Origin of the sequence: Streptococcus sp. 544, assembly GCF_013277385.1 — a bacterium.
Classification (GTDB): Bacteria; Bacillota; Bacilli; order Lactobacillales; family Streptococcaceae; genus Streptococcus; species Streptococcus mitis_BA.
Genome location: NZ_VMMU01000002.1, coordinates 21,146 through 45,864 on the forward strand (window position 1 = coordinate 21,146; position 24,719 = coordinate 45,864).

A 24,719-nucleotide genomic window follows, 5' to 3' on the forward strand; every position below is an offset into this window, starting at 1 on the left:
GCTGTGATGGCTGTGATGTTATTTGCTAATAGCAATCATCATAGTGATTTTTGTAGCTTAACTCTTTTTAAGGAGTTGAAGTTATAAAGATTGCTTTTTTATTATATTTTCCTTAGGAGGAGAAATGGAACACAAATCGAATTCATATAAAGTAAATCGACAGCAACGTGAAAAGGTACTGCGCTTTTCGATTCGTAAATATAGCTTTGGTGCTGCTTCAGTAGCTGTTGCGGCATTGATGTTTTTGTCTGGGCATCAGGCTGTTCGAGTTGAGGCGGCTCAAGTTTCAGATACGACTGAAGTACCGGTTATCCCAGGTAAAGAAGATGCTCATACTGCTACAATAGTAGATTTGCCTAAAACAGAAGATTCTCTAACTACAGATAAAGAAGAAAAATCACTAACCACTGCTGAGAATCCGGCTGAGACTTTATCTGAGAAACTACCTGAAACTTCAACTGAGAATGCATCTGAAAACGAGACTACTGTCCTTGATAAAGAGGTAGTTGAAAAACAAACATTAGATAAGACTAAATTACAAGCTAATATTACAAAAGTTCAAGAACTCTTGGATAAAGTCAACAAAGAAAAAGCTCCAGCTTCGACCCTTGCTGCAATCCAGGCAGATTTAGAAACAGCTAATAGTGTGCTTAATAACAATAGTCTTGAATTAACACAAGCTGAAATTGATGCGGCAGCTAAAACGCTTAGCGATAAATTGTTTATATTATCTTCAATGCCTAAGATTGGCACTCCTGAAAAAGTAGTAAAAGAAGGCAAAAATACGATTGCTAATACTGGATCTCGTGATTCACGTAATGGCGAAACCATGGAAGAAGGATCTGATCTTCGCTCAGCACCTATTGATAAAAATACCAAACGTGGTGAGTTAGGAATCGTTGTAGCCAACTCTGGATTTATTACAGGATATGCAACGCCATCTTCAACAATTGAGATTAAAAGAAATGGCACAACTGTATTGACTTCTACACTAGACGATACTGGAGCTTTTAAATTAAATGCTCCAGGTATTGAAGTTGGAGATGTTGTTGAATTAGTGGTTAATGGACAGACTGTTACTACTACTACAGTAAAACAAACAGATACAGTAGCGTTTAACGACAGTTTAGCTGGTATTGCTCAAGTTGATGGATATACAGCGGCAGAAGCTGATGTTGAGGTAACTGTTGGCGGAAAAACATATACGACTAGATCACAATCAAATGGATACTTCACAGTCAATGTTGATACGAAATTGATGGTAAAAGATGCAGTTGTTACAACTGTCGTTAAAAAGAATGGGAAAAAAGTAGGTTCTGGAACAAGTACAGTACGTGACACGAAAGTAACAGACTTTGGTGTTGGTTGGATTAAAAATCCAATGATTAACTATTCAGAGCGTGATGTGTACTCGCCAGATACGAAACAATATGCCTTTGTAAGTAAAGGGACTGCTGATAAAGCCTACGATAATATTCGTGTGTATCGTGAAGAGCGTATCGAAAAAGATGGAAATAAATATTACTATTGGATATTAGATTCAGGTCCAGCAGCAAATGCTCAGGCAGGATTGTCTAAGAAAGTTTCACTTACGATTCCTCGTAGTGTAGGAGATCCGTATGACTTTACGTATACAAAATATGCTGATGGGGTTCAGTACTCTCATAATGAATATGCCAATGCAACAGCTTGGGAGCATGAAAACTCTAATTATCGTGCTTATGTAAAAAATGGAGAACGTCGTTCAGGAGCTTCTTACACAGAAAATTTAGGTTCTTGGATGGATTATGCTAATCCAGATAATAACTGGTGGAGAAATATTTATCGTGACTCTAGACAAGATGGTACCGATCGTAATCCAGATGCAGCTTCTCGTGTAAAAGATATGTACGGTATTACAACGGGTGGTCTGATTTACAACCTTGGTAGAGGTGTTATTGAAGACAAACTGAACGTAAAAAAAGGTCAACGTACAATTATCACTTTTAAAACAAAAATTCTTGAGGGAGATGAGTTAGATCAAAGCATTATGTCGGATTGGGGTAATAAAGATAAAAACAATCCGATGCTTGCTGATATTAAAAAACGTTTAGCAAACGATCCATACTTAGCATATGGTGGATATACAGACCTTGGTTATGTTCGATACAGAAATGGTCAAAATGCCATTATCGGTACCTTACCACTGAAACCTGAAGAAGCAGAAAGATATAATATTAAACCAAGAGCTAAGGAACAAAGTACTAAAGTAGGCGTTATTCCAGATGCTTACAATAGTATTGCGAATCCAAATGAATTACCTGCGGGTACAACTTATCGTTGGTTTAAAGATCCTGATGTATCAAAAGCTACAGAACCGAATCAACCTGTTTACGGGAAAGTTGAGGTTATCATTCCGCAACGTGGAACATTTATTGTAGATGCTCCTGTGAATGTTTTAGAAGATAAAGCTCAAACTCCAGAAGCTCCATCAGCAACAGCAAAAGAAGATGGGGCTGTAACAGCTAAACCACAAGATTCAACAAAAGTAGATAAAATTAAAGTTAGCTACACAGGAGAAGATGGTTCTAATAAGACGGCTGAAGGAAATAAAGGGAAAAATGGTAAATGGACGATTGCGAATAATCCAGATGTTCAAATCGATGCAAATACAGGTGAAATCACAATCCCAGCAGATAAAGTAAAAGATAATACAGAAGTAACTGCAGTTACAACAAATGGAAACAGTGATGAATCGACTCCTGCAACAGCAATTGCAAAAACACCAAAACCTGAAACACCGGTAGTAACAACTCCAAATAACGGGGATGTAACAGCAAAACCAAAAGATCCAGCCAAAGCAGATAAAATTACGGTTACTTATACAGGAGAAGATGGATCAAAAGTAACAGTAGTAGGAAATAAAGGAAATGATGGTACATGGACTGTTGCGAACAATCCAGGTGTAAACATTAATGCTCAAACTGGTGAAATCACAATTCCAGCTGACAAGGTAAGAGATAATACTGTAGTAACAGCCATCACAAAAAATGGCAATAGTGTTGATTCAGACCCAGCAACAGCAACTGCAAAAGCACCAAAACCAGCAACTCCAACAGTAGTAGCAAAAGAAGATGGGTCTGTAACAGCAAGACCACAAGATCCAGCCAAAGCAGACAAAATTACGGTTACTTACACAGGAGAAGATGGTTTACCAAAAGAAGTAGTGGGAACGAAAGACAAATTTGGTCAATGGACTTCAGGTGATCCAGAAATTCAAATCAATGCAGACACAGGTGAAATCACAATCCCTGCTGAAAAAGTAAAAAATGAAACAGTTGTAACAGCTATCACAAAAAATGGAACGAGTGATGATTCAGATCCGGCATCAGACAAGGCGAAAACACCAGATAATGAACCGCCAGTTTTAACTCTATCGACTAATAATGTAACGGTAGTAGAAGGGGAAACTGTAACATTTAGAGTAAAAGCAACAGATGATAAAAAAGTTTTGTTTGATGCGAATGAATTTTTAACTAAATATTTTACAAGATATAATTCTGGACACGCCGGGCCGGTGAATTTTACATTTATAACAAAGGAAGATAAAGTAAAAGAAATCGAAGTTACAATTAATACTGTAGCAGAAGATGTTGGTAAGCAAAATACAATTATATTTAACGCAACAGATGATGCAAATAACAAGGCTAAACCGGTGATTTTCTCATTTGTTGTAACTCCACGTGATAAGATAGGACCAACTATTTCAGCGGATGGAGCAACAGTTACAAGTCGTGAGGAAATTACGCCAATTCCAGTAACAGCTAAAGATAATGATGGTGGAGTTGGAATGCGTAAGGATACTCCAATCGAAGTAAAAGACTTACCAGAGGGACTAAGATTTGAAAATAATCAAATCGTAGGAACTCCAACTGGAACACCTGGAACTGCTAAAGTAAAAATCACGGCTTACGATAAAAATGATAATAAGGCTGAAAAAACAATTGAAATTGTAGTCAAAGGGCAAAATGAGCAGTATAACCCATTAGGAAAAGACCAAACTGTTCCTAAAAATTCAGTACCTAAGGCAGAAGATAGTATTGCGAATAAAACTGACCTTCCACAAGGAACAAAATATCGTTGGTTAACGCCACCAGATACAAGCCAAGGGGGACAAACAGTTTCTGCAATTGTTGTAGTAGAATATCCAGACCAAACAAGAGATCATGTTAGTGTGAATATTAGTGTACCTACTAATTTAACAGCAGAAGTTACAAAACCAAATGAAGTTTTGGAGAAACGTGCAGTTGACTCTAAAAAAGTTGTTACACCAAATAAAGAGGGTTCAACGATTGCAACACCAGATGAAGTGAATGGATTAAGAGTTGGTAATGATGGGAACTTAACAGGAATACCAAAAGTAGAAAAGTGGGGCAAAGACGAAGAAAAACGTGCTATCACAATTCCGGTGAAAGTTACAAATGGAACTGAAGAAATCACAGTAAGCGTACCGGTTACAATTCTACGTGATACAGACGGAGATGGAAATCCAGATGTGACAGATCCAGATGATGACGGTGACGGAATGACGGATGAGGATGAAAAGAAAAAAGGAACAGATCCAAAGGTTTTCGATAAACCAGATAATCCAACATCATACGGTCTAACAGGAGTAGTAAAACCATTTACTGTTATTGAAAATAAAGATGTTGATATACCAGGAGTAGTAAAACCAAATAAAGAAAACTCAACGATAGAAACACCAACTGCTATAAATGGCTTGAAAGTTGACAACAATGGTAATTTAACAGGAAAACCAACAGTAGGCAAATGGGGTGAAGGTGAAGAAGAGCGTGATATTACTATCCCAGTAAAAGTTAAGAAGGATTCGGAAGAAGCTAACGTAATTGTACCTGTTAAAATCCAACGTGATACAGATGGAGATGGAACACCAGATGTGACAGATACAGATGATGATAACGATGGCATTTCAGATGAAGATGAAAAGAGAAATGGAACAGATCCAAAAGTAGCAAATGGTCTGACAGGAATCGTTACAGCTCCAGCTAAAGTGAAAGAAAAAACTCCAGTACCGACACCATTACCAAAAGTTGTAACACCGAATAAAAAGGATGCAACAATTGAGCCATCAGAACCAGTAAAGGGACTGAAAGTGAATGGAAATGGTGAATTAGAAGGAACACCAACTGTGAATGACTGGGTTGGCGGAGAAGAAGAACGGAATATCACAATCCCTGTTAAAATTACAAGAGAAAAAGATGGAAATCCAAAAGAGGAAGTTACTGTACATGTGCCAGTCACAATTCAGCGAGACACAGATGGAGACGGAATACCTGATGTAGACGATTTGGATGATGATAACGATGGAATTTCAGATGAAGATGAAAAGAAAAATGGAACAGATTCAAAAACTGCAGACGGTCTAGCTGTGAAAGTTACAAAACCGAATGTAGTGATGGAGAAAAAAGAAGTCACTCCAAAAGAAGTTGTCACTCCAAATAAAAAAGGCGCAACAATTACAACTACTACGCCAGACAATTCAGGAAAAGTGAACGGTCTGACAGTTAATGAAGAAGGTAAATTAACAGGTACACCAACAGTTGACAATTGGGGCGATGATGAAGAAAAAACTATCAACATTCCGGTTAAAGTTACAAAAGATGTTGAAAAAGTAACGGCAAATGGTAAAGAAACTGTTACGGAAACTGTTAATGTTGATGTTCCAGTCACAATCCAACGTGATACAGATGGAGATGGAATTCCAGATGTTTTAGATACAGATGATGACAATGATGGAATTCCAGATGATGTAGAAAAGAGTAATCATACAAATCCAAAAGTTCCTGACAATCTAACAGCAATAGTTGCTTCACCAACTAAAGTTAAAGAGAACAAACCAGTTACTCCAACAACCGTCGTAACACCAAATATGCCAAATTCGACGATTACGACAGATAATCCAGATGGATCGGTGAATGGCTTAAAAGTCAACAATGAAGGTAAGCTAGAAGGAACACCGGCAGTAAATGATTGGAAAAAAGATGAGGAAGAACGTAATATCTTAATTCCGGTTAAAGTTACGAATGGTGGAAAAGAAACTATTGTAAAAGTTCCAGTTATTATCCAACGTGATACAGATGGAGATGGCATCCCTGATTCAGAAGACACAGATGATGATAACGATGGAATCCCAGATACTGTAGAGGAACAAAACGGAACAGATCCAAAAGCTGTAAATGACTTAGACGTAGTAGTTACAAATCCAGACAAAGTCAAGGAGAAAACTTCAGTTACTCCAACAAAAGTTGTCACACCAAATAAAGAAGGTTCAACAATTGTAACAAATCCAACAGATGGAACAGGACAAGTGAACGGTCTAAAAGTCAATGATAAAGGAGAACTAGAAGGAAGACCAACAGTAAATAATTGGGGTAAAGAGGAAGAAGAACGCCCTATCGATATCCCTGTTAAAGTTACTAAAGTTGTAGAAAAATTCACAGAAAATGGTAAACAAGAAGTAACGGAAGAAAAAGACGTAACAGTTCGAGTAACAATCCAACGTGACACAGATGGAGACGGCGATCCAGATGTTACAGATAAAGATGATGATAACGATGGAATTCCAGATGAGGTTGAAAAAGCGAATGGAACAGATCCGAAAAATGCAAACAACCTAACTGCAAAAGTTTCAGATCCAACTAAAGTTACAGAGAAGACAAAAGTTCCTTCAACATTACCGAGAGTTGTAACACCGAATAAAGACGGTTCAACAATTACAACAGAAAACCCAGTCAATGGATTAAGTGTTGATAAAGATGGTAAATTAACAGGAACACCAAGCGTACCTAATTGGGGTAGTGATGAAGAACGTAAAGTAAACATTCCAGTTAAAGTGAAGAATGGGGATGAAGAAATACGTGTAGAAGTACCAGTTATTATCCAACGTGATACAGATGGAGATGGAGATCCAGATGTGACAGATACGGATGATGATAATGATGGAATTTCAGATGAGGAAGAAAAGAAAAACGGAACAAATCCAAAAGTTGCTACGACACAAACTCCTAAGATAGGAATGACTCGTAAGGACAATGGTGATGTAGTAGTGACACCAACGAAACCAGACGGAACACTTTACCCTAAAGATACGAAGGTAGAAATTCCAGGAGAAAATGGAACAACAATAGTAGTAATGATAGGTGAAAATGGCTCAGGAACTGTACCAAATGACAATCTTCCAAAGGGTGAAGTACCAGGACAAGGTGTCGTAACAGAGCCAAATAAAGAACCATCAAAACCAGTAGACGTAACAACACCAGCTCGTAAGACACCAACGGTAGACTTGACTCAAAATCCAAGCACTGGAGATGTGACAGTAACACCGAAGAAACCAGACGGTTCCCCATATCCAACAGGAACTATTGTAACAATCCCAGGAAAAGATGGAAAAACGATTGAAGTAACAATTGGTGAAAATGGTTCAGGAACAGTTGCAAATGGTGATTTACCAGAAAGAGATGTACCAGGAACAGCTATCATTAAAGAACCAAATCAAAAACCATCACAACCAGTGGACATTACAACACCAGCTAAAAAAGTGCCAACATTACAATTAGATCAAGATCCAAAAACTGGAGATGTAACGGTAACACCTAAGAAACCAGATGGAACAACATATCCACCAGGAACGAAAGTAGAAATTCCAGGTAAAAATGGCAACCCAATTGTAGTAGAAATCGGTGAAGGAGGAACAGGAAACGTTCCTAATAATGATTTACCAGAAACAGATACGCCAGGAACAGGTAAGATTAAAGAAGATGGAAAACCAGAGGTAGAGATTAAGGTAGAAACACCGAAGAAAATTGATCCTAATGCACCAGAAACAGCACAAGTAGGTACAATTGAAATCACAAGAAAACCAAATGGAGATGCTGTAGTTACACCTAAGACCACAGATGGAAAAAATTATCCTAAAGATACTAAAGTGAAAATTCCAGGAGAAAATGGAACAAGCATCGTAGTGACGATAGGAGAAAATGGTTCAGGAGAAGTACCGAATGACCAACTTCCAAAATATGAAGTACCAGGAAAAGGAACAGTAACAGAGCCAAATAAGAAACCATCACAACCAGTTGCTGTAACAACACCAGCTCGTAAGACACCAACAGTGGAAATGGAACAAAATCCAAATACAGGAGATGTAACGGTAACGCCTAAGAAACCAGATGGAACAACATATCCACCAGGAACTAAGGTAGAAATTCCAGGAAAAGATGGAAAAACGATTGAAGTAACACTTGACAAAGATGGCAAAGGTACAGTTCCGAATAATGATTTACCTGATGAGGATACTCCAGGAACAGGTAAGATTAAAGAAGATGGAAAACCTGAGGTGGTTGTCAATGTTGAAACACCGAAAAAAATCAATCCAAATCATCCAGCGACGGAACAACCAACTGAAATCGACATCACAAGAAACTCAAATGGAGATGCCGTAGTTACACCTAAGAAACCGGATGGAATACCATATCCACCAGGAACAACTGTGAAAATTCCAGGAGAAAATGGAACACCTATTGTTGTAACAATCGGAAAAGATGGTTTTGGAATAGTTCCGAATGACAAACTTCCTAAAGATGAAGTGCCAGGAAAAGGAACAGTAACAGAGCCGGGAGCTAGACCATCACAACCAGTGGATGTGACGACACCTGCTCGTAAGCCATCAACTATACGTTTGGATCAAGATCCAAATACTGGAGATGTAACAGTAATTCCTATGAAGCCAGGTGGAGGAACATATCCAACAGGAACTAAGGTTGAAATCCCAGGTAAGAATGGAAATCCAATTGTCGTAACAATTGGGGAAGATGGAAAAGGTACTATTCCTAATAATGACTTACCAGATGGAAATGTACCTGGAACAGGTAAGATTACAGAACCAGGAAAACCAACTACTGAAGCTCAAGTGCTAACACCAGGTAAAATCAATCCACTTGCTCCTCAAACAGAGCAACCAGGTAAGATTGAAATTACAAGAAATCCAAATGGAGATGCTGTAGTTACACCGAAGAAACCAGATGGCTCAACATATCCACCAGGAACAAAAGTAGTTATTCCAGGAGAAAATGGGACACCAATTCTTGTAACGATTGGAGATAACGGCTCAGGAACAGTTCCAAATGATAAACTTCCAAAAGAAGCTGTCACAGGAAAAGGAATTGTAACAGAGCCGAATAAGAAACCGTCACAACCAGTAGCTGTAACGACACCTGCTCGTAAGACTCCAACAGTAGTGCTGACACAAGATCCAGCTACAGGAAATGTCACCGTCACACCGAAAAAACCAGATGGTTCAACATATCCACCAGGAACTACGGTAGAAATTCCAGGGAAAGATGGCAAACCAATCGTTGTACCAATCGGAAATAATGGAACAGGAACAGTTTCAAATAATGATTTACCTGATGAAGATACTCCGGGAACAGGTAGGATTAAGGAACAAGGTAATCCAACAGTTGAAGTTAAGGTAGAAACACCGAAAAAAATTGATCCTACTGCGCCAGAAACGGCAGAATTAGGTACAATTGAAATCACAATAAAACCAAATGGAGATGCTGTGGTAACACCTAAGAAACCAGATGGAACAACAACCTATCCAGAAGGTACTAGGGTGAAAATTCCAGGAGAAAATGGAACATCTATAATTGTGACAATCGGAAAAGATGGATCAGGAACAGTTCCAAATGATCAACTTCCAAAAGAAGCTAAACCAGGAAAAGGAACCGTAACAGAACCAGGTAAGAAACCATCTAATCCGGTGGATGTAACAACCCCAGCTCGTAAGACACCAACAGTAGAGTTGGATCAAGATCCAAATACAGGGGATGTGACGGTAACACCTAAGAAACCAGATGGAACACTATATCCAGAAAATACTAAGGTAGAAATACCAGGTAAGAATGGTAAACCTATCGTCGTAATAATTGGAAAAGACGGAAAAGGAACTATACCTAATAAAGATTTACCAGATGGAATAGAACCAGGAAAAGGAACGATTACGGAACCAGGAAAAGATCCTGTAGAAGTAATTGTAACAACCCCAGCCCGTAAGACACCAACACTAGATGTTTATCAAGATCCAAATACAGGTGACGTTACAGTAACGCCTAAGAAACCAGATGGTTCAACATATCCACCAGGAACGAAGGTAGAAATTCCAGGTAAGAATGGCATACCAATTGTCGTAATAATTGGACAAGACGGAAAAGCTACAATACCAAACAGTGAATTACCAGACGGTAAAGTTCCAGGTACAGGTAAGATTACTGAACCAGGTCAACCAGCTGTAGAAGTTCCAGTAGAAACTCCAGCTAAGGTAACACCAGCAACACCAACAGATACAATTCCAGTTGCACCAGTGACACCTGATACGCCAGTCCCACCTTCTACTGATGGAGATTCTGGTCAAGATACACCTGCGCCTATGCCTGCACCAACAACTCCAATTCCAGATGCAGTTACACCGAATGCAGATCATGAAGATACTACAGATGCTAGTGATAACGGAGCTAAATCAAATGATTCTCAAAATGTATTGCCAAATACAGGAACAGAATCAAATGCGACTCTTGCATCTCTAGGACTTCTTGGTATTCTAAGTGGTCTCGGACTTGCTCTTAGAAAGAAAAAAGAAGACTAAAAATTTAGTCAAATGAACATTCATTCTTTTGTATTGTAAAGACAAACTAGATTGGTTCTGGGAATCGTGTTCGTCATAAAATACAAAGAATGTTTAGATAAAGAAAGCGAACAATGCTAGGATTTTGTTAAAGGGAATTCTAAGTATTGTTCGCTTTTGTGGTATAATAATTACTATGCAGAAAAAACCAACGTCAGCCTATGTGCACATTCCATTTTGTACCCAGATTTGTTATTATTGTGACTTTTCAAAAGTTTTTATCAAGAATCAGCCAGTCGACAGTTATTTAGAGCATCTGTTAGAAGAATTTCGTTCTTATGATATTCAAAAGTTGAGAACCCTCTATATCGGTGGTGGAACACCGACAGCCCTGTCGGCTACGCAACTAGAGGTGTTATTGAAGGGCTTGACTAAAAACTTGGACCTGTCTGTCTTAGAAGAGTTGACCATTGAGGCAAATCCAGGGGACTTGGATGCGGATAAAATTGCTGTTTTGAAGAACTCGGCTGTCAATCGTGTTTCGCTAGGTGTGCAAACCTTTGACGACAAAATGCTGAAAAAGATTGGGCGCAGTCATTTGGAGAAGGATATTTATGAAAATATCGACCGCCTGAAATTGGCTGGTTTTGACAATATCTCTATCGACTTGATTTATGCGTTGCCTGGTCAGACCATGGAGCAGGTCAAGGAAAATGTGGCTAAGGCCATTGGACTGGATATTCCACATATGAGTTTGTATAGCTTGATTTTAGAAAATCATACTGTCTTTATGAACCGTATGAGACGAGGGAAATTGCCTCTGCCTAAGGAGGAACTGGAAGCGGAGATGTTCGAGTACATCATCGCGGAGTTGGAGAGAGCAGGTTTTGAGCATTATGAGATTTCCAATTTCTCAAAGCCTGGTTTTGAAAGTCGTCACAATCTCATGTACTGGGACAATGCTGAATACTATGGCATCGGTGCTGGAGCATCTGGTTATGTCAATGGAGTGCGCTATAAAAACCATGGTCCCATTCGTCATTATCTCAGTGCAGTTGAGGAAGGCAATGCTCGGATCACAGAAGAACACCTGAGTCAAAAGGAGCAAATGGAAGAGGAAATGTTCTTGGGCCTCCGCAAGAAATCAGGAGTTTCCATGGTGCGATTTGAGGAAAAATTCGGTCGGTCTTTTGATGGACTTTATGGAGAAATTGTCAGAGACTTGGTGCAACAAGGCCTCATGCAGGTTGAGGGTGACCGCGTGCGTATGACAAAAAGAGGTCTCTTTTTAGGAGATACTGTAGCAGAACGATTTATTTTGGAGTAGGATGATGGGCTTAACTTATCAAATGAAAATGAAAATTCCTTTTGATATGGCTGATATGAACGGTCATATCAAGCTTCCAGATGTGATTTTGCTATCCCTGCAAGTTTCAGGGATGCAGTCGATTGAGTTAGGAGTTAGTGATAAGGCAATTTTAGAAGAGCATAATCTGGTCTGGATTATCACAGATTATGATATTGAGGTTGTTCGTTTGCCTCGTTTTGCGGAAGAAATCACCATCGAAACAGAAGCTTTGAGCTACAATCGGCTCTTTTGCTACCGTCGCTTTACTATTTATGATGAAGCAGGTCAAGAACTCATTCACATGATGGCGACCTTTGTTCTCATGGATCGAGACAGTCGAAAAGTTCATGCTGTTGAACCTGATATTGTGGCTCCTTACCAGTCTGATTTTGATAAAAAGCTTATCCGTGGGCCAAAGTATGAGTCATTGAACGATCCAATCAGCAAGGATTACCATGTTCGTTTTTACGACTTGGATATGAATGGCCATGTCAATAACAGTAAATACTTGGACTGGATTTTTGAGGTCATGGGAGCGGACTTTTTGACCCACTATATTCCCAAGAAAATCAACCTCAAGTATGTCAAGGAAGTTCGACCAGGTGGGGTGATTACATCGGTTGTTGAACGGACTGGACTGGAAAGCAAGCATGAGATTACAAGCGACGGTGCTACCAATGCCCAAGCTATCATCACTTGGCAAGAAATGAAGAAGGATTAGAGAAAAATATGAAATATAAAGGCTATTTACTTGATTTAGACGGAACGATTTATAAGGGAAAAGACCGAATTCCAGCAGGAGAAGCTTTTGTCCATGAATTGCAAAAGCGGGACATTCCCTATCTCTTTGTAACCAACAATACAACCCGCACTCCAGAGAGTGTTCAGAAGATGTTGGCTCAGAATTTTAATATCGATACGCCCCTATCAACTGTCTACACAGCGACTTTGGCGACTATCGACTATATGAATGATTTGGGGCTTGAAAAGACCGTCTATGTTATCGGAGAAGCAGGGCTCAAGGAAGCCATCAAGGCGGCTGGCTATGTGGAAGACAAGGAAAATCCTGCCTATGTGGTAGTTGGTCTGGATTGGCAAGTCGACTATGAAAAATTTGCCACAGCAACTCTAGCTATCCAAAAGGGAGCTCATTTTATCGGAACCAATCCTGACCTCAATATCCCGACAGAGCGTGGTCTTTTGCCTGGTGCTGGTTCACTGATTACGCTGCTTGAAGTAGCAACACGAGTGAAGCCTGTTTATATTGGAAAACCAAATGCCATCATTATGGACAAGGCGGTTGAGCACTTAGGCTTAGAACGTGAAGAGTTGATTATGGTTGGGGACAACTACCTGACTGATATTCGAGCTGGGATTGACAATGGCATTCCAACGCTCTTGGTGACGACAGGTTTTACTAAGGCAGAAGAAGTAGCAAGCCTGCCAATCGCACCGACTCATGTGGTTTCTAGCCTTGCGGAGTGGAACTTTGATGAAAACTAAATTGACTTTTTGGAGCTCTATGCTCTTTCTCCTCTCTCTTTCTATCCTTCTGACCATTTATTTGGCTTGGATTTTTTATCCGCTGGAAATTCAGTGGCTAAACTTAACGAATCGAGTCTATCTAAAATCAGAAACCATTCAGTACAACTTTCATATCTTGATGAATTACCTGACCAATCCTTTTAGCAAAGTCCTAGAGATGCCTGATTTTCGTTCGTCAGCAGCTGGTCTGCACCACTTTGCGGTGGTCAAGAATCTCTTTCACCTGGTTCAGCTAGTTGGCCTAGTGACACTACCAAGCTTCTATTTCTTTGTCAAAGGGATTGTGAAAAAGGGCTTTTTATCTTTATTCAGTAAGGGGCTTTTGACTCTAGTAGTTTTGCCTTTACTGATTGGGCTTGGGGGAGTGTTGATTGGTTTTGACCAATTCTTTACTCTTTTTCATCAAATTCTCTTTGTGGGAGATGATACCTGGCTTTTTGACCCAGCCAAGGATCCGGTTATTCTGATTTTACCAGAGACCTTCTTCCTTCATGCCTTCCTCCTCTTTTTTGCCCTCTATGAAAGCTTCTTTGGCTATCTGTGTCTGAAAAGTCGTAGGAAGTGAACCGAAAGCTGTTTTTAATTTGTATATATAAAATTGTATATCATTTGAAACTATCGTTAAGAATGAATTAACTAAATCCAATTGTATCAATCGTTCGCAAACAGTCTATTTTTCTTGAAAAAATAGGCTTTTTTTCTAAAAATATCTAGTCAAGCGCTTTATTTTTTTGTATAATAGAAGTAGCAAAGTATAGATAAGAAGAGAAAAGCATGATTACACTATTTCTATCACCGAGCTGTACATCATGTCGTAAGGCTAAAGCCTGGTTAGAAAAACATAAGGTTCCCTTTGTGGAACACAATATTATGACCAGTCCTTTAACAAGAAAAGAATTGCAACACATCCTTTCCTTGACCGAAAATGGTACTGATGACATCATTTCAACTCGTTCAAAAATTTTTCAAAAATTGAATATTGATGTAGAGAGTATTTCGGTATCGGAGTTGCTTCATTTGATTGAGCAGTATCCTAGTCTTTTGCGTCGTCCAATTATTATCGATGCCAAACGTATGCAAATCGGTTTTAATGAAGATGAGATTCGTGCTTTTCTCCCTCGTAGTTACCGTAAGCAAGAACTAAAAGAAGCAAGAATGAGAGCTGGTATTAGTTAATGAACAAACAGTATAGTTACCCACTAGATTTGTCGTGGAGCACTGAAGAACTTGCTTCAGTGCTTTCTTTTTTTAATGATGTTGAAGCTGCCTATGAGGGCAAGGTAGAGGCTAAAAAGTTACTGGACTCCTATAAGGGATTCAAGGCGGTCGTGCCAAGCAAGAGCGAAGAGAAACGTTTGGGGCGAGAATTTGAAACGGTCAGTGGCTATTCGCTTTACCGAGCAGTACAGGCTGCCAAGGAAAAAGGGGAAGGAAAGATTTCTCTTGGAAAGTAAGTTTGAATTTGCCAAAGAGCTTGTCAAGAAAGCAGGCCAGTACATCCTTGACCACATGCAGGAAGACTTGTGTGTTGAGATCAAGTCCTCTCCAACAGATTTGGTGACCAGACTGGACAAGGAAGTTCAGGAGCTATTGGTTGGTGAGATTTTGTCTCGTTATCCTGAGGATAAGATTTGTGCTGAGGAGGGCTGTTTGCGTGCTTCGGTTCAAGAGGGCAAGGTTTGGGTTATTGATCCCATTGATGGGACCAATAATTTTGTCGCCCAGCAGGAAGATTTTGCTGTTATGATGGCTTATTTTGAAAATGGTCAGGGGCAGTTTGGACTGATTTATGATGTGGTCAAAGGGGATTGTTATCACGGTGGTGGTACCTTTCCAGTTTATCTAAATAATAAGCCCCTAGCTCCCTTTAAAGCAAAACCCCTTGGAGATTTTCTCATTGCAGGAAATAGTGGTATGCTAGAAACCAATGAATGGGGACTGGCTGATTTGAGTCGAGCCGTACTAGGTGTACGTGTCTATGGGAGTGCGGCCATTAGTTTTGCCAAGATTTTATCAGGGCGTTTGTTGACCTATGTCACTTATCTGCAACCATGGGATTATGCTGCGGCTAGTATTTTAGGGGAAAGTCTGGGCTATGAGGTTGTGACTCTTTCTGGTGAAGCTCCTGATTTTCAAACCAGACAACCGGTCATGATGCTACCTCTTGAGATGCAGGAGGAAATTCAGTCCTATATTTACGAAAGGAAAAGAACTTAAATGCAATTTCCAGAAGGATTTGTTGAAAAATATGAAGAGATACTAGGAGATGAGGCAAGAGATTTTCTTGCCTCTTTTGAGGAGGAAGCGGTTTCGGCCTTTCGGGTCAATCCCTTAAAAGAAGAGCAACTTTCCTTTTCTGATGCCATTCCTCAAACCCCTTGGGGACACTATGGGAAGGTTTCAGGTAAATCGCCTGAGCATGCTACAGGTTTAGTATATTCGCAAGAACCCGCTGCTCAAATGGTGGCTCAGGTAGCCCAGCCTAGTCCTGGAATGAAGGTTTTGGATTTGGCCGCTGCACCGGGTGGTAAATCAACTCAATTAGCAGCCTATCTAGCAGGGGAAGGGCTTCTTGTTTCCAATGAAATTTCAAGCAAACGGGCTAAGATTTTAGTAGAAAACATGGAGCGCTTTGGAGCGACAAATGTCGTGGTGACCAATGAATCTGCTGACCGTTTGTCCAAGGTCTTTAAAGGCTATTTTGACCTCATTGTCCTAGATGCCCCTTGCTCAGGGGAAGGGATGTTCCGTAAGCAACCAGATGCTATGGACTATTGGAGCCTTGATTATCCGAGCCAATGTGCTAGCTTGCAAAGAGAAATTCTGGAAGATGCAGTAACCATGCTAGCTGAAGGTGGTCGTTTGGTTTATTCGACCTGTACCTGGGCACCAGAGGAAAACGAAGAGATTGTCAACTGGCTGCTGGAAGAGTATGATTTTGACTTGTTGCCAGTAGAGCATATCAATGGAATGGTAGCTGGAATTGACCTGCCAGAAACGGCTCGGATGTATCCTCATCAGTTTAAGGGAGAGGGTCAGTTTGTAGCTCATCTACAATTTAAAGGTGAAAATCCAGGACCAAAATGTAAGGCAAGTAAGAGCAATCTCAGCCGAGAACAAGTTGCCTTGTGGCAGGAATTTGCCCAAAAACATTTGAAAATCAATCTAAGGGGTATCTTGCAGACTTTTGGGGACCAACTCTATCTCCTGCCAGAACTTTTGCCAGATTTAGGAAAACTCAAGATTGCTCGGAATGGCCTGCATCTGGGCACTTTTAAGAAGAAACGTTTTGAACCCAGTTTTGCTCTTGGTCTAGCCTTGAAACCGAGTCAGGTCAAGCAGTCGGTTGAAATTGACCAAGAGGAATTTGTAAAGTATGTGGCAGGAGAAACCGTTCAGCTATCGGAAAGTATGCCAAATGGTTGGTACCAAGTTTTGGTTCAAGGCAATGGTTTGGGCTTTGCTAAGGTGACTGGAAATGTTTTGAAAAATTATTTTCCCAAAGGCCTCAGATTCAAGTGAAAATGCTAGTCAAAGTAGCTTGTCTATGTTATAGTGGAAGTATGGATTTTTTTCAAATTGTCTTTCATTTTAAGTCAAAATTGGTGGAGAAGATAACTGAGTAAATTTCAAGTAAAATCAAGCTAAGAACTTCAGTTGGCTCCCCATTTTCAAAAGAAAAACATAAATAAATAGTTGAAAAAATTCACAGCATTCACCATTATTTTCAAGGAGAAAAACAGTGAAAAAAAGGAAAAAACTCGCTCTATCCCTTGCGGCTCTTTTGCTAGCAGGTTCTTTGGCGGGATGTGCTAGCTGGATTGATCGTGGAGAATCCATGACAGCTGTTGGCTCAACGGCTCTTCAGCCCTTGGTCGAAGCAGCAGCAGATGAATTTGGCTCTATGCACGTTGGAAAAACAGTCAACGTCCAAGGTGGAGGATCTGGTACAGGTTTGTCTCAGGTTCAGTCTGGAGCCGTTGATGTAGGAAATTCAGACGTATTTGCCGAGGAAAAAGACGGTATAAACGCATCCGCTCTAGTAGACCACAAGGTTGCTGTAGCGGGCTTGGCAGTGATTGTAAACAAGGAAGTTGATGTTGAAAATCTGACAACTGAACAACTCCGTAGCATCTTCACAGGTCAAGTAACCAACTGGAAAGAAGTCGGTGGGAAAGACCTAGCCATTTCGATTATCAACCGTGCGGCAAGTTCTGGTTCGCGTGCAACCTTTGATAGTGTTATCATGGATGGTCAATCTGCTGTGCAGAGTCAAGAACAGGATTCAAATGGGATGGTCAAAAACATTGTTTCCCAGACCCCAGGAGCCATTTCTTACCTAGCCTTTGCCTATGTGGATGACTCGGTTAAACGCATGAAGTTGAATGGCTATGAGCCGATTGCAGAAAATGTTACAAGCAATAACTGGCCTTTGTGGTCTTATGAACACATGTACACCCTAGGTCAACCAAATGAATTGGTGGCAGAATTTCTCAACTTTGTCCTCTCAGATGAAGCGCAAAGCGGAATCGTTAAGGGAATGGGCTATATTTCTGTTAAGGAAATGAAGGTTGAAAAAGATGCTGTAGGAACGGTGACAGCACTAGAAGGGAGTCACTAATGAATCAAGAAGAATTAGCTAAAAAATTACTTTCTCCCTCAAAGAACTCTCGTCTAGAGAAATTAGGAAAAGGCTTGACCTTTGCCTGTCTGTCTTTGATTGTCATCATTGTGGCCATGATTTTGATTTTCGTAGCCCAAAAAGGCTTGTCGACCTTCTTTGTCAATGGGGTCAATATCTTTGATTTCCTTTTTGGCCAAACTTGGAATCCTTCAGGTAAACAATTTGGTGCACTTCCTATGATTTTGGGTTCCTTTATTGTCACAATCCTATCAGCCCTTATCGCAACTCCTTTTGCCATTGGTGCGGCAGTCTTTATGACGGAGGTCTCACCAAAAGGTGCTAGAATCTTGCAACCAGCCATTGAATTGCTAGTCGGGATTCCTTCAGTTGTGTATGGATTTATCGGTTTGCAGGTCGTAGTTCCCTTTGTTCGTAGTATCTTTGGTGGAACTGGTTTTGGGATTCTGTCAGGGATTTTCGTACTCTTTGTCATGATTTTACCGACGGTAACCTTTATGACAACCGATAGCTTGCGTGCGGTGCCTCGTCACTACCGCGAAGCCAGTTTGGCTATGGGGGCCACTCGTTGGCAAACCATCTGGCGCGTGACCTTGAAGGCAGCGCGTTCAGGGATTTTTACAGCAGTGGTCTTTGGGATGGCGCGTGCCTTTGGTGAGGCCTTGGCCATTCAGATGGTGGTCGGAAACTCAGCCGTTGTCCCAACTTCCTTGACAACACCTGCTGCGACCTTGACCTCTGTCTTGACCATGGGTATCGGAAATACCGTTATGGGAACAGTTGATAATAACGTTCTCTGGTCACTGGCCTTAGTCTTGCTTTTGATGAGTTTGGCCTTCAACAGTGTGATTAAATTGATTACGAAAGAAAGAGGAAAGAAAAACTATGCACGCTAAGAAATTAGATAAAATTGCAACAGCTGTCCTCTACTCGATTGCAGGAATTATCGTAGCCATCTTGGCATCCTTGATTCTTTATATCTTGGTTCGTGGTTTGCCCCACATCTCTTGGTCTTTCTTGACTGGCAAATCATCTTCTTACCAAGCAGGCGGAGGGATTGGAATTCAGCTCTATAATTCCTTCTTCCTTTTGGTCATTACCTTGGTTATCTCTGTGCCTTTGTCTATGGGAGCTGGGATTTTCCTAGCTGAATATGCTAAAAAAGGTCCTGTGACCAACTTTGTCAGAACCTGTATTGAAATCTTGTCTTCACTGCCATCAGTGGTTGTAGGTCTCTTTGGTTACTTGATCTTTGTAGTTCAGTTTGAGTATGGATTTTCAATCATTTCAGGTGCCTTGGCCTTGACAGTCTTTAACCTGCCTCAGATGACGCGTAATGTTGAAGACAGCTTGAAACACGTTCACCATACGCAGCGTGAGGCTGGTCTGGCCCTTGGAATTTCTCGTTGGGAGACTGTGGTTCATGTGGTCATTCCAGAAGCTCTTCCAGGTATTGTCACTGGGGTTGTCCTGGCCTCTGGCCGTATCTTTGGTGAGGCTGCTGCTCTTATCTATACAGCAGGACAATCCGCTCCAGCCCTTGACTGGTCTAACTGGAATATTCTCAGTGTGACCAGCCCAATCTCTATCTTCCGTCAAGCAGAAACCTTGGCTGTCCATATTTGGAAAGTCAACAGTGAAGGTACTATTCCTGATGGAACCATCGTATCAGCAGGTTCTGCGGCCGTCCTCCTCATCTTTATCCTCATCTTTAACTTTGGAGCTCGCAAACTCGGAAGCTACCTACATAAGAAATTAACCGCTGCCTAAAGGAGAAGCCATGTCAAAATATAATTGGGATGAAAAGCATATCATCACCTTTCCTGAAGAGAAAGTGGCCCTCTCTACTAAGGATTTACATGTTTACTACGGTAAAAATGAATCCATCAAGGGCATCGATATGCAATTTGAAAAGAATAAAATTACTGCCTTAATTGGCCCTTCTGGTTCAGGGAAATCAACCTATCTCCGCAGTCTCAATCGCATGAATGATACCATTGATATTGCCAAGGTCACAGGTCAAATCCTCTACCAAGGGATTGATGTCAACCGTCCAGAAATCAATGTTTATGAGATGCGTAAGCACATCGGTATGGTCTTCCAACGACCAAATCCCTTTGCCAAGTCTATCTACCGCAACATCACTTTTGCCCATGAACGTGCAGGTGTTAAGGACAAGCAAGTCTTGGATGAAATTGTGGAAACCTCTCTTCGTCAGGCTGCTCTTTGGGATCAGGTCAAAGACGATTTGCACAAGTCAGCCTTGACCCTATCAGGTGGTCAGCAGCAGCGTCTCTGTATCGCTCGTGCTATCTCTGTTAAACCAGATATCCTCTTGATGGACGAACCAGCGTCAGCCTTGGATCCGATTGCGACAGCCCAGTTGGAAGAAACTATGTTGGAATTGAAGAAGGACTTTACCATCATCATCGTGACCCACAGTATGCAGCAGGCTGCGCGTGCTAGTGACTACACAGGATTTTTCTACTTGGGTGACTTGATCGAGTACGATAAGACCTCTAATATTTTCCAAAATGCCAAACTACAGTCAACCAATGACTACGTAACAGGACACTTTGGATAGAAAGGAAACAGTATGACAGAAGCGATTTTACAGGTATCAGACCTGTCCGTTTACTACAATCAAAAAAAGGCCTTGAATAGTGTTTCCCTATCTTTCCAACCTAAGGAAATTACAGCTTTGATTGGTCCATCTGGATCAGGGAAATCAACCCTCCTAAAGGCTATCAACCGCATGGGGGATCTCAATCCAGAGGTAACCACAACTGGTTCGGTGGTTTACAACGGTCACAATATTTACAGCCCACGTACCGATACAGTTGAATTGCGGAAGGAAATCGGTATGGTTTTCCAACAACCAAACCCTTTCCCTATGTCTATCTAAGAAAACGTTGTTTACGGGCTTCGTATCAATGGAGTTAAGGATAAGCAGGTTCTGGATGAAGCAGTGGAAAAAGCCTTGCAGCGTGCTTCTATCTGGGATGAGGTCAAGGATCGCCTGCATGATTCAGCTATCGGGCTTTCAGGTGGACAACAGCAACGTGTCTGTGTTGCCCGTGTCTTGGCAACCAGTCCTAAAATCATCCTCTTGGATGAACCGACTTCAGCCTTGGACCCTATCTCGGCCGGTAAGATTGAGGAAACCTTGTATGGTCTAAAAGATAAATACACCATGCTCTTGGTTACGCGTTCCATGCAACAAGCCTCTCGTATCTCTGACAAGACAGGATTTTTCCTAGATGGAGATTTGATTGAGTTTAACGATACCAAGAAGATGTTCCTCAACCCACGACACAAGGAAACAGAAGATTATATTTCAGGAAAATTTGGATAAGGAGATAAATGATGTTACGTTCTCAATTTGAGGAAGATTTAGAGAAATTGCACAACCAGTTCTATGCTATGGGACAAGAGGTGCTATCCCAAATCAATCGGACAGTGCGTGCCTTTGTTACACATGACCGTGATTTGGCTAAGGAAGTCATCGAAGACGATGCAGAAGTAAACGAATACGAAGTGAAATTGGAGAAGAAATCATTTGAAATGATTGCCCTCCAACAACCGGTTTCTCAGGACTTGCGTACAGTTCTAACCGTCTTGAAGGCTGTATCTGACTTGGAACGTATGGGGGACCATGCCGTTTCTATTGCTAAAGCGGCAATTCGTATGAAAGGGGAGCAACGCATCCCAGCTGTTGAAGAAGAAATCAAGAGAATGGGTCGCGATGTCAAGAATTTCGTTGAAGCAGCCCTTGAACTCTATCTCAATGGTTCAGTGGATCAGGCCTATGAAGTAGCAACCATGGATGAAAAAATCAACCATTACTTTGATAGCATTCGTGACTTGGCTACAGAAGAAATCAAGAAAAATCCAGATGCCATCGTTACAGGTCGTGATTACTTCCAAGTGATTGCCTTCTTGGAACGTATTGGAGACTATGCTAAAAATATCTGTGAATGGGTTGTTTACTTTGAAACAGGTAAGATTGTCGAACTATAAAACAGGTTCATTCTGTATAAAAAGGAGCTTGAAATCAACTGACGGCTCCTTTTATTGAATGAAAAAAATATTTTTAAGATAAAAATTCAAAAAAGCACTTGACAAGTAGCTTGAATAGCGTTATAATTATACAAAATTAACAGAGAGGTTGTTTATTTATGAAGTCAAAAAAATGGATATTTGTTTTATGTAGTTTTCTTGCAAGTTTTTTCTTAGTAGCTTGCCAGTCGGGTTCTAATGGTTCTCAGTCAGCTATTGAGGCCATTAAGCAAAAGGGGAAATTAGTTGTGGCGACTAGTCCTGACTATGCACCCTTTGAGTTCCAATCATTGGTTGACGGAAAAAATCAGGTAGTAGGTGCGGATATTGATATGGCCCAAGCTATCGCTGATGAACTTGGGGTGAAGTTGGAAATTTCAAGCATGAGTTTTGATAATGTCTTGACTAGTCTTCAAACTGGGAAGGCTGACCTAGCAGTTGCGGGAATTAGCGCTACTGACGAGAGAAAAGAAGTCTTTGATTTTTCAATCCCTTACTATGAAAACAAGATTAGTTTCTTGGTTCGTAAGGCTGATGTAGAAAAATACAAGGATTTAACTAGCCTTGAAAGTGCTAATATTGCAGCCCAAAAAGGGACTGTTCCAGAAGCTATGGTCAAGGAACAATTGCCAAAAGCTCAATTGACTTCCCTAACTAATATGGGTGAAGCTGTCAATGAATTGCAGGCTGGAAAAGTAGATGCTGTTCACATGGATGAGCCAGTTGCCCTTAGCTACGCTGCTAAAAATACCGACCTAGCTGTCGCAACTGTCAGCTTGAAGATGAAGGACGGCGAAGCTAATGCAGTTGCCCTTAGAAAAAATAGTGCTGATTTGAAAGAAGTGGTGGACAAGGTCATCCAAAAACTCAAGGATGACGGTACCTACCAAAAATATCTTGAAAAAGCAGCAAGCCTAACAGAAGTTGAAGAATAATACTCAATGAAAATNNATTTTCGAAGAGTATAAGAAAAAAGCAGAGTTGGAAGTCAGTCCAATTCTGCTTTTAAATAGTTTAAAACATTTTCCAGATTTTCTAAGGACACCTTGGCAAATTGATAAGGGCAGGTGCTTAAATAGGCCTCTTCAAAGAAATCCAAGCCCAGTTGACTGTGTTTGAGACTGGCGATTTTAGGATACTGTCTCAGGTCAAGTAATAAACCATCGTGAAGCGGGAAATGAGGAAGGGGACAAGGAGTGTTAGCTAGCCTTTCCTCGATTTTTTTTTGGTAGTCTTCCTGATTGGACAAGCGAGCCAGACGATTTTTCTCAAATAATTGACTGTCAATATAGAGTGACAGGGCCTTTTGCATGATAAGGTTGCTATCGTAGTCTAGGATATTTTTGTAGTCCACAAAGGCTTCTTTGATAGCATTTGGAAGGATGAGTGCTGTTATCCGCAGGGCTGGAAAGAGGCTGGTTGAGAAGGACTTGATATAAATGACGCGCTCCTCTGTATCCAGATAGTGGAAGGTCTGGCCCTTTTTAGAGTCCAAATCACCCAGATAGTCGTCCTCTACGATATAGACACCATACTTGGTAGCTAAGTCAAGGATAGCCCGTTTGTCCTGCTCAGAATAGGAATGGCCTAGAGGATAGTGAAATCGAGGAATGGTATAGAAAAACTTAATTTTTCCTGTCTTGAAGTGTCGCTCCAGCTCCTTCAAGTCAATCCCATCAATGCCTCGTTCGATCGTTTGATAATCCAATCCCTGAGCAATCAAGAGGCGATTCATCCGATGATAGGTCGGTTGTTCCACCAAGATTTCCTTGGCTTGGCTAGGAAAGGAAATTTGAGAGAGGATAAATAAGGCTTGTTGGGTGCCAGAAGTCAGTACCAGTTGATCAGCCTTGCAGTAGAGAGCTTGGTCAAAGAGGAGTTTATGAATGGATTGTCTTAAGTCTTCTAAACCTTCTTGGTTGTCATAGTAGTTGAAGAGGTAGTTTTCCCGGCCAATCAAGGTTTCATTGACACAGAGTCGGAAATCGTCATAGGCGCTGGCATGTTCATCGGTAACCTCGATTTCAAGGTCTTGATGTTGCCCTTGTTCTAGGACATAGTAACCACTCTGGGGCTTGGCATATAGGTATTGTTCGTGCCGTAATTCCAGCAGGGCGCGTTGAATAGTGTCCTTGCTACAATGAAAGTCAAGGCTCAGTTGACGGATAGAAGGCAGGCGGCTTCCCGTTGGAAAGCGTCCAGACTCGATACCGTTTTTCAGATAGGAAACGACCTCTTGGTACTTGCTTTGTTTCTTCATTCCAGACCTCCCTTGATTTTGTTACATTGTACCTTTTTTTTTCCTTCTTGGCAATGTTTAGAGTGTTTCTCTCGTTCACATCCAGGGGCAAATGTGGTATACTTAGGAGTAAGATTTATAGAATAATACTCTTCGAAATCTATTCAAACCACGTCAGCTTCGCCTTGCCGTAGATATGGTTACTGAC

16 protein-coding genes and 1 pseudogene are annotated in these 24,719 nt (G+C 40.9%); 16 read left to right on the top strand and 1 reads right to left on the bottom strand.

What is annotated here, in order from left to right; all coding sequences use genetic code 11:
- The first annotated feature begins 124 nt into the window (after nucleotides 1–124).
- The 16 genes and pseudogenes from HT728_RS01160 to HT728_RS01235 all read left to right on the top strand — a co-directional run bounded on the left by HT728_RS01160 (nucleotide 125) and on the right by HT728_RS01235 (nucleotide 23,207).
- A complete protein-coding gene (locus HT728_RS01160) occupies nucleotides 125–10,699 on the top strand; it encodes a Rib/alpha-like domain-containing protein (RefSeq protein WP_173233329.1) in 10,575 nt (3,524 codons plus the stop codon).
- A gap of 175 nt (nucleotides 10,700–10,874) precedes the next feature.
- Complete coding sequence (hemW, locus tag HT728_RS01165; RefSeq protein WP_173233331.1) at nucleotides 10,875–12,005, top strand: radical SAM family heme chaperone HemW; 1,131 nt, start codon at nucleotides 10,875–10,877, stop codon at nucleotides 12,003–12,005.
- 4 nt (nucleotides 12,006–12,009) lie between these two features.
- Nucleotides 12,010–12,747 carry an acyl-[acyl-carrier-protein] thioesterase gene (locus HT728_RS01170; RefSeq protein ID WP_173233333.1) on the top strand — a complete coding sequence of 246 codons (738 nt, stop codon included), beginning with the start codon at nucleotides 12,010–12,012 and terminating at the stop codon, nucleotides 12,745–12,747.
- An 8-nt stretch (nucleotides 12,748–12,755) separates the two neighbouring features.
- Nucleotides 12,756–13,529, top strand: a complete 774-nt coding sequence (locus HT728_RS01175; RefSeq protein ID WP_173233335.1) for a TIGR01457 family HAD-type hydrolase — start codon at nucleotides 12,756–12,758, stop codon at nucleotides 13,527–13,529.
- Nucleotides 13,519–14,136 carry a TIGR01906 family membrane protein gene (locus HT728_RS01180; protein ID WP_173233337.1) on the top strand — a complete coding sequence of 206 codons (618 nt, stop codon included), beginning with the start codon at nucleotides 13,519–13,521 and terminating at the stop codon, nucleotides 14,134–14,136. Before HT728_RS01175 ends, HT728_RS01180 begins: the two co-directional genes overlap by 11 nt.
- Before the next feature lie 209 nt (nucleotides 14,137–14,345).
- Nucleotides 14,346–14,747, top strand: a complete 402-nt coding sequence (locus tag HT728_RS01185) for a Spx/MgsR family RNA polymerase-binding regulatory protein (RefSeq protein ID WP_000631259.1) — start codon at nucleotides 14,346–14,348, stop codon at nucleotides 14,745–14,747.
- Nucleotides 14,747–15,025, top strand: a complete 279-nt coding sequence (locus HT728_RS01190) for a UPF0223 family protein (protein ID WP_001041974.1) — start codon at nucleotides 14,747–14,749, stop codon at nucleotides 15,023–15,025. Before HT728_RS01185 ends, HT728_RS01190 begins: the two co-directional genes overlap by 1 nt.
- Nucleotides 15,015–15,788, top strand: a complete 774-nt coding sequence (locus HT728_RS01195; RefSeq protein ID WP_173233339.1) for an inositol monophosphatase family protein — start codon at nucleotides 15,015–15,017, stop codon at nucleotides 15,786–15,788. Before HT728_RS01190 ends, HT728_RS01195 begins: the two co-directional genes overlap by 11 nt.
- Nucleotides 15,789–17,093, top strand: a complete 1,305-nt coding sequence (locus tag HT728_RS01200; protein ID WP_173233341.1) for an RsmF rRNA methyltransferase first C-terminal domain-containing protein — start codon at nucleotides 15,789–15,791, stop codon at nucleotides 17,091–17,093.
- Between the two features lie 220 nt (nucleotides 17,094–17,313).
- Entirely contained in the window at nucleotides 17,314–18,192 is an 879-nt protein-coding gene (locus HT728_RS01205) for a phosphate ABC transporter substrate-binding protein PstS family protein (protein ID WP_020903179.1), read from the top strand.
- Nucleotides 18,192–19,109 (top strand): phosphate ABC transporter permease subunit PstC, encoded by a 918-nt coding sequence (pstC, locus tag HT728_RS01210; RefSeq protein WP_001070902.1) that lies wholly within the window; start codon nucleotides 18,192–18,194, stop codon nucleotides 19,107–19,109. Before HT728_RS01205 ends, pstC begins: the two co-directional genes overlap by 1 nt.
- Nucleotides 19,099–19,983 (top strand): phosphate ABC transporter permease PstA, encoded by an 885-nt coding sequence (gene pstA / locus HT728_RS01215; protein WP_173233343.1) that lies wholly within the window; start codon nucleotides 19,099–19,101, stop codon nucleotides 19,981–19,983. The genes pstC and pstA overlap by 11 nt, the downstream gene beginning before the upstream one ends.
- A gap of 10 nt (nucleotides 19,984–19,993) precedes the next feature.
- On the top strand, nucleotides 19,994–20,797 hold the full coding sequence (gene pstB, locus HT728_RS01220) for a phosphate ABC transporter ATP-binding protein PstB (RefSeq protein ID WP_000049848.1): 804 nt from the start codon (nucleotides 19,994–19,996) through the stop codon (nucleotides 20,795–20,797).
- 12 nt (nucleotides 20,798–20,809) lie between these two features.
- Nucleotides 20,810–21,568 (top strand): annotated as a pseudogene (gene pstB, locus HT728_RS01225) (phosphate ABC transporter ATP-binding protein PstB).
- Between the two features lie 11 nt (nucleotides 21,569–21,579).
- Nucleotides 21,580–22,233: a phosphate signaling complex protein PhoU gene (gene phoU, locus HT728_RS01230; protein ID WP_173233345.1), complete on the top strand. Its 654-nt coding sequence runs from the start codon at nucleotides 21,580–21,582 to the stop codon at nucleotides 22,231–22,233.
- Between the two features lie 158 nt (nucleotides 22,234–22,391).
- Nucleotides 22,392–23,207, top strand: a complete 816-nt coding sequence (locus HT728_RS01235) for an ABC transporter substrate-binding protein (protein ID WP_173233347.1) — start codon at nucleotides 22,392–22,394, stop codon at nucleotides 23,205–23,207.
- Nucleotides 23,208–23,260: 53 nt separating this feature from the next.
- On the opposite strand, the gene HT728_RS01240 is transcribed toward HT728_RS01235, so the two are convergent.
- Nucleotides 23,261–24,532 (bottom strand): PLP-dependent aminotransferase family protein, encoded by a 1,272-nt coding sequence (locus HT728_RS01240; RefSeq protein ID WP_173233349.1) that lies wholly within the window; start codon nucleotides 24,530–24,532, stop codon nucleotides 23,261–23,263.
- Nucleotides 24,533–24,719: the final 187 nt, after the last annotated feature.

Coding starts and splice junctions, on each gene's coding strand:
- pstB (WP_000049848.1), top strand. CDS start 19,994: ATGTCAAAATATAATTGGGATGAAAAGCATATCATCACCTTTCCTGAA.
- HT728_RS01200 (WP_173233341.1), top strand. CDS start 15,789: ATGCAATTTCCAGAAGGATTTGTTGAAAAATATGAAGAGATACTAGGA.
- HT728_RS01170 (WP_173233333.1), top strand. CDS start 12,010: ATGGGCTTAACTTATCAAATGAAAATGAAAATTCCTTTTGATATGGCT.
- pstC (WP_001070902.1), top strand. CDS start 18,192: ATGAATCAAGAAGAATTAGCTAAAAAATTACTTTCTCCCTCAAAGAAC.
- phoU (WP_173233345.1), top strand. CDS start 21,580: ATGTTACGTTCTCAATTTGAGGAAGATTTAGAGAAATTGCACAACCAG.
- HT728_RS01240 (WP_173233349.1), bottom strand. CDS start 24,532: ATGAAGAAACAAAGCAAGTACCAAGAGGTCGTTTCCTATCTGAAAAAC.
- HT728_RS01190 (WP_001041974.1), top strand. CDS start 14,747: ATGAACAAACAGTATAGTTACCCACTAGATTTGTCGTGGAGCACTGAA.
- HT728_RS01180 (WP_173233337.1), top strand. CDS start 13,519: ATGAAAACTAAATTGACTTTTTGGAGCTCTATGCTCTTTCTCCTCTCT.
- HT728_RS01160 (WP_173233329.1), top strand. CDS start 125: ATGGAACACAAATCGAATTCATATAAAGTAAATCGACAGCAACGTGAA.
- HT728_RS01175 (WP_173233335.1), top strand. CDS start 12,756: ATGAAATATAAAGGCTATTTACTTGATTTAGACGGAACGATTTATAAG.
- hemW (WP_173233331.1), top strand. CDS start 10,875: ATGCAGAAAAAACCAACGTCAGCCTATGTGCACATTCCATTTTGTACC.
- HT728_RS01185 (WP_000631259.1), top strand. CDS start 14,346: ATGATTACACTATTTCTATCACCGAGCTGTACATCATGTCGTAAGGCT.
- pstA (WP_173233343.1), top strand. CDS start 19,099: ATGCACGCTAAGAAATTAGATAAAATTGCAACAGCTGTCCTCTACTCG.
- HT728_RS01235 (WP_173233347.1), top strand. CDS start 22,392: ATGAAGTCAAAAAAATGGATATTTGTTTTATGTAGTTTTCTTGCAAGT.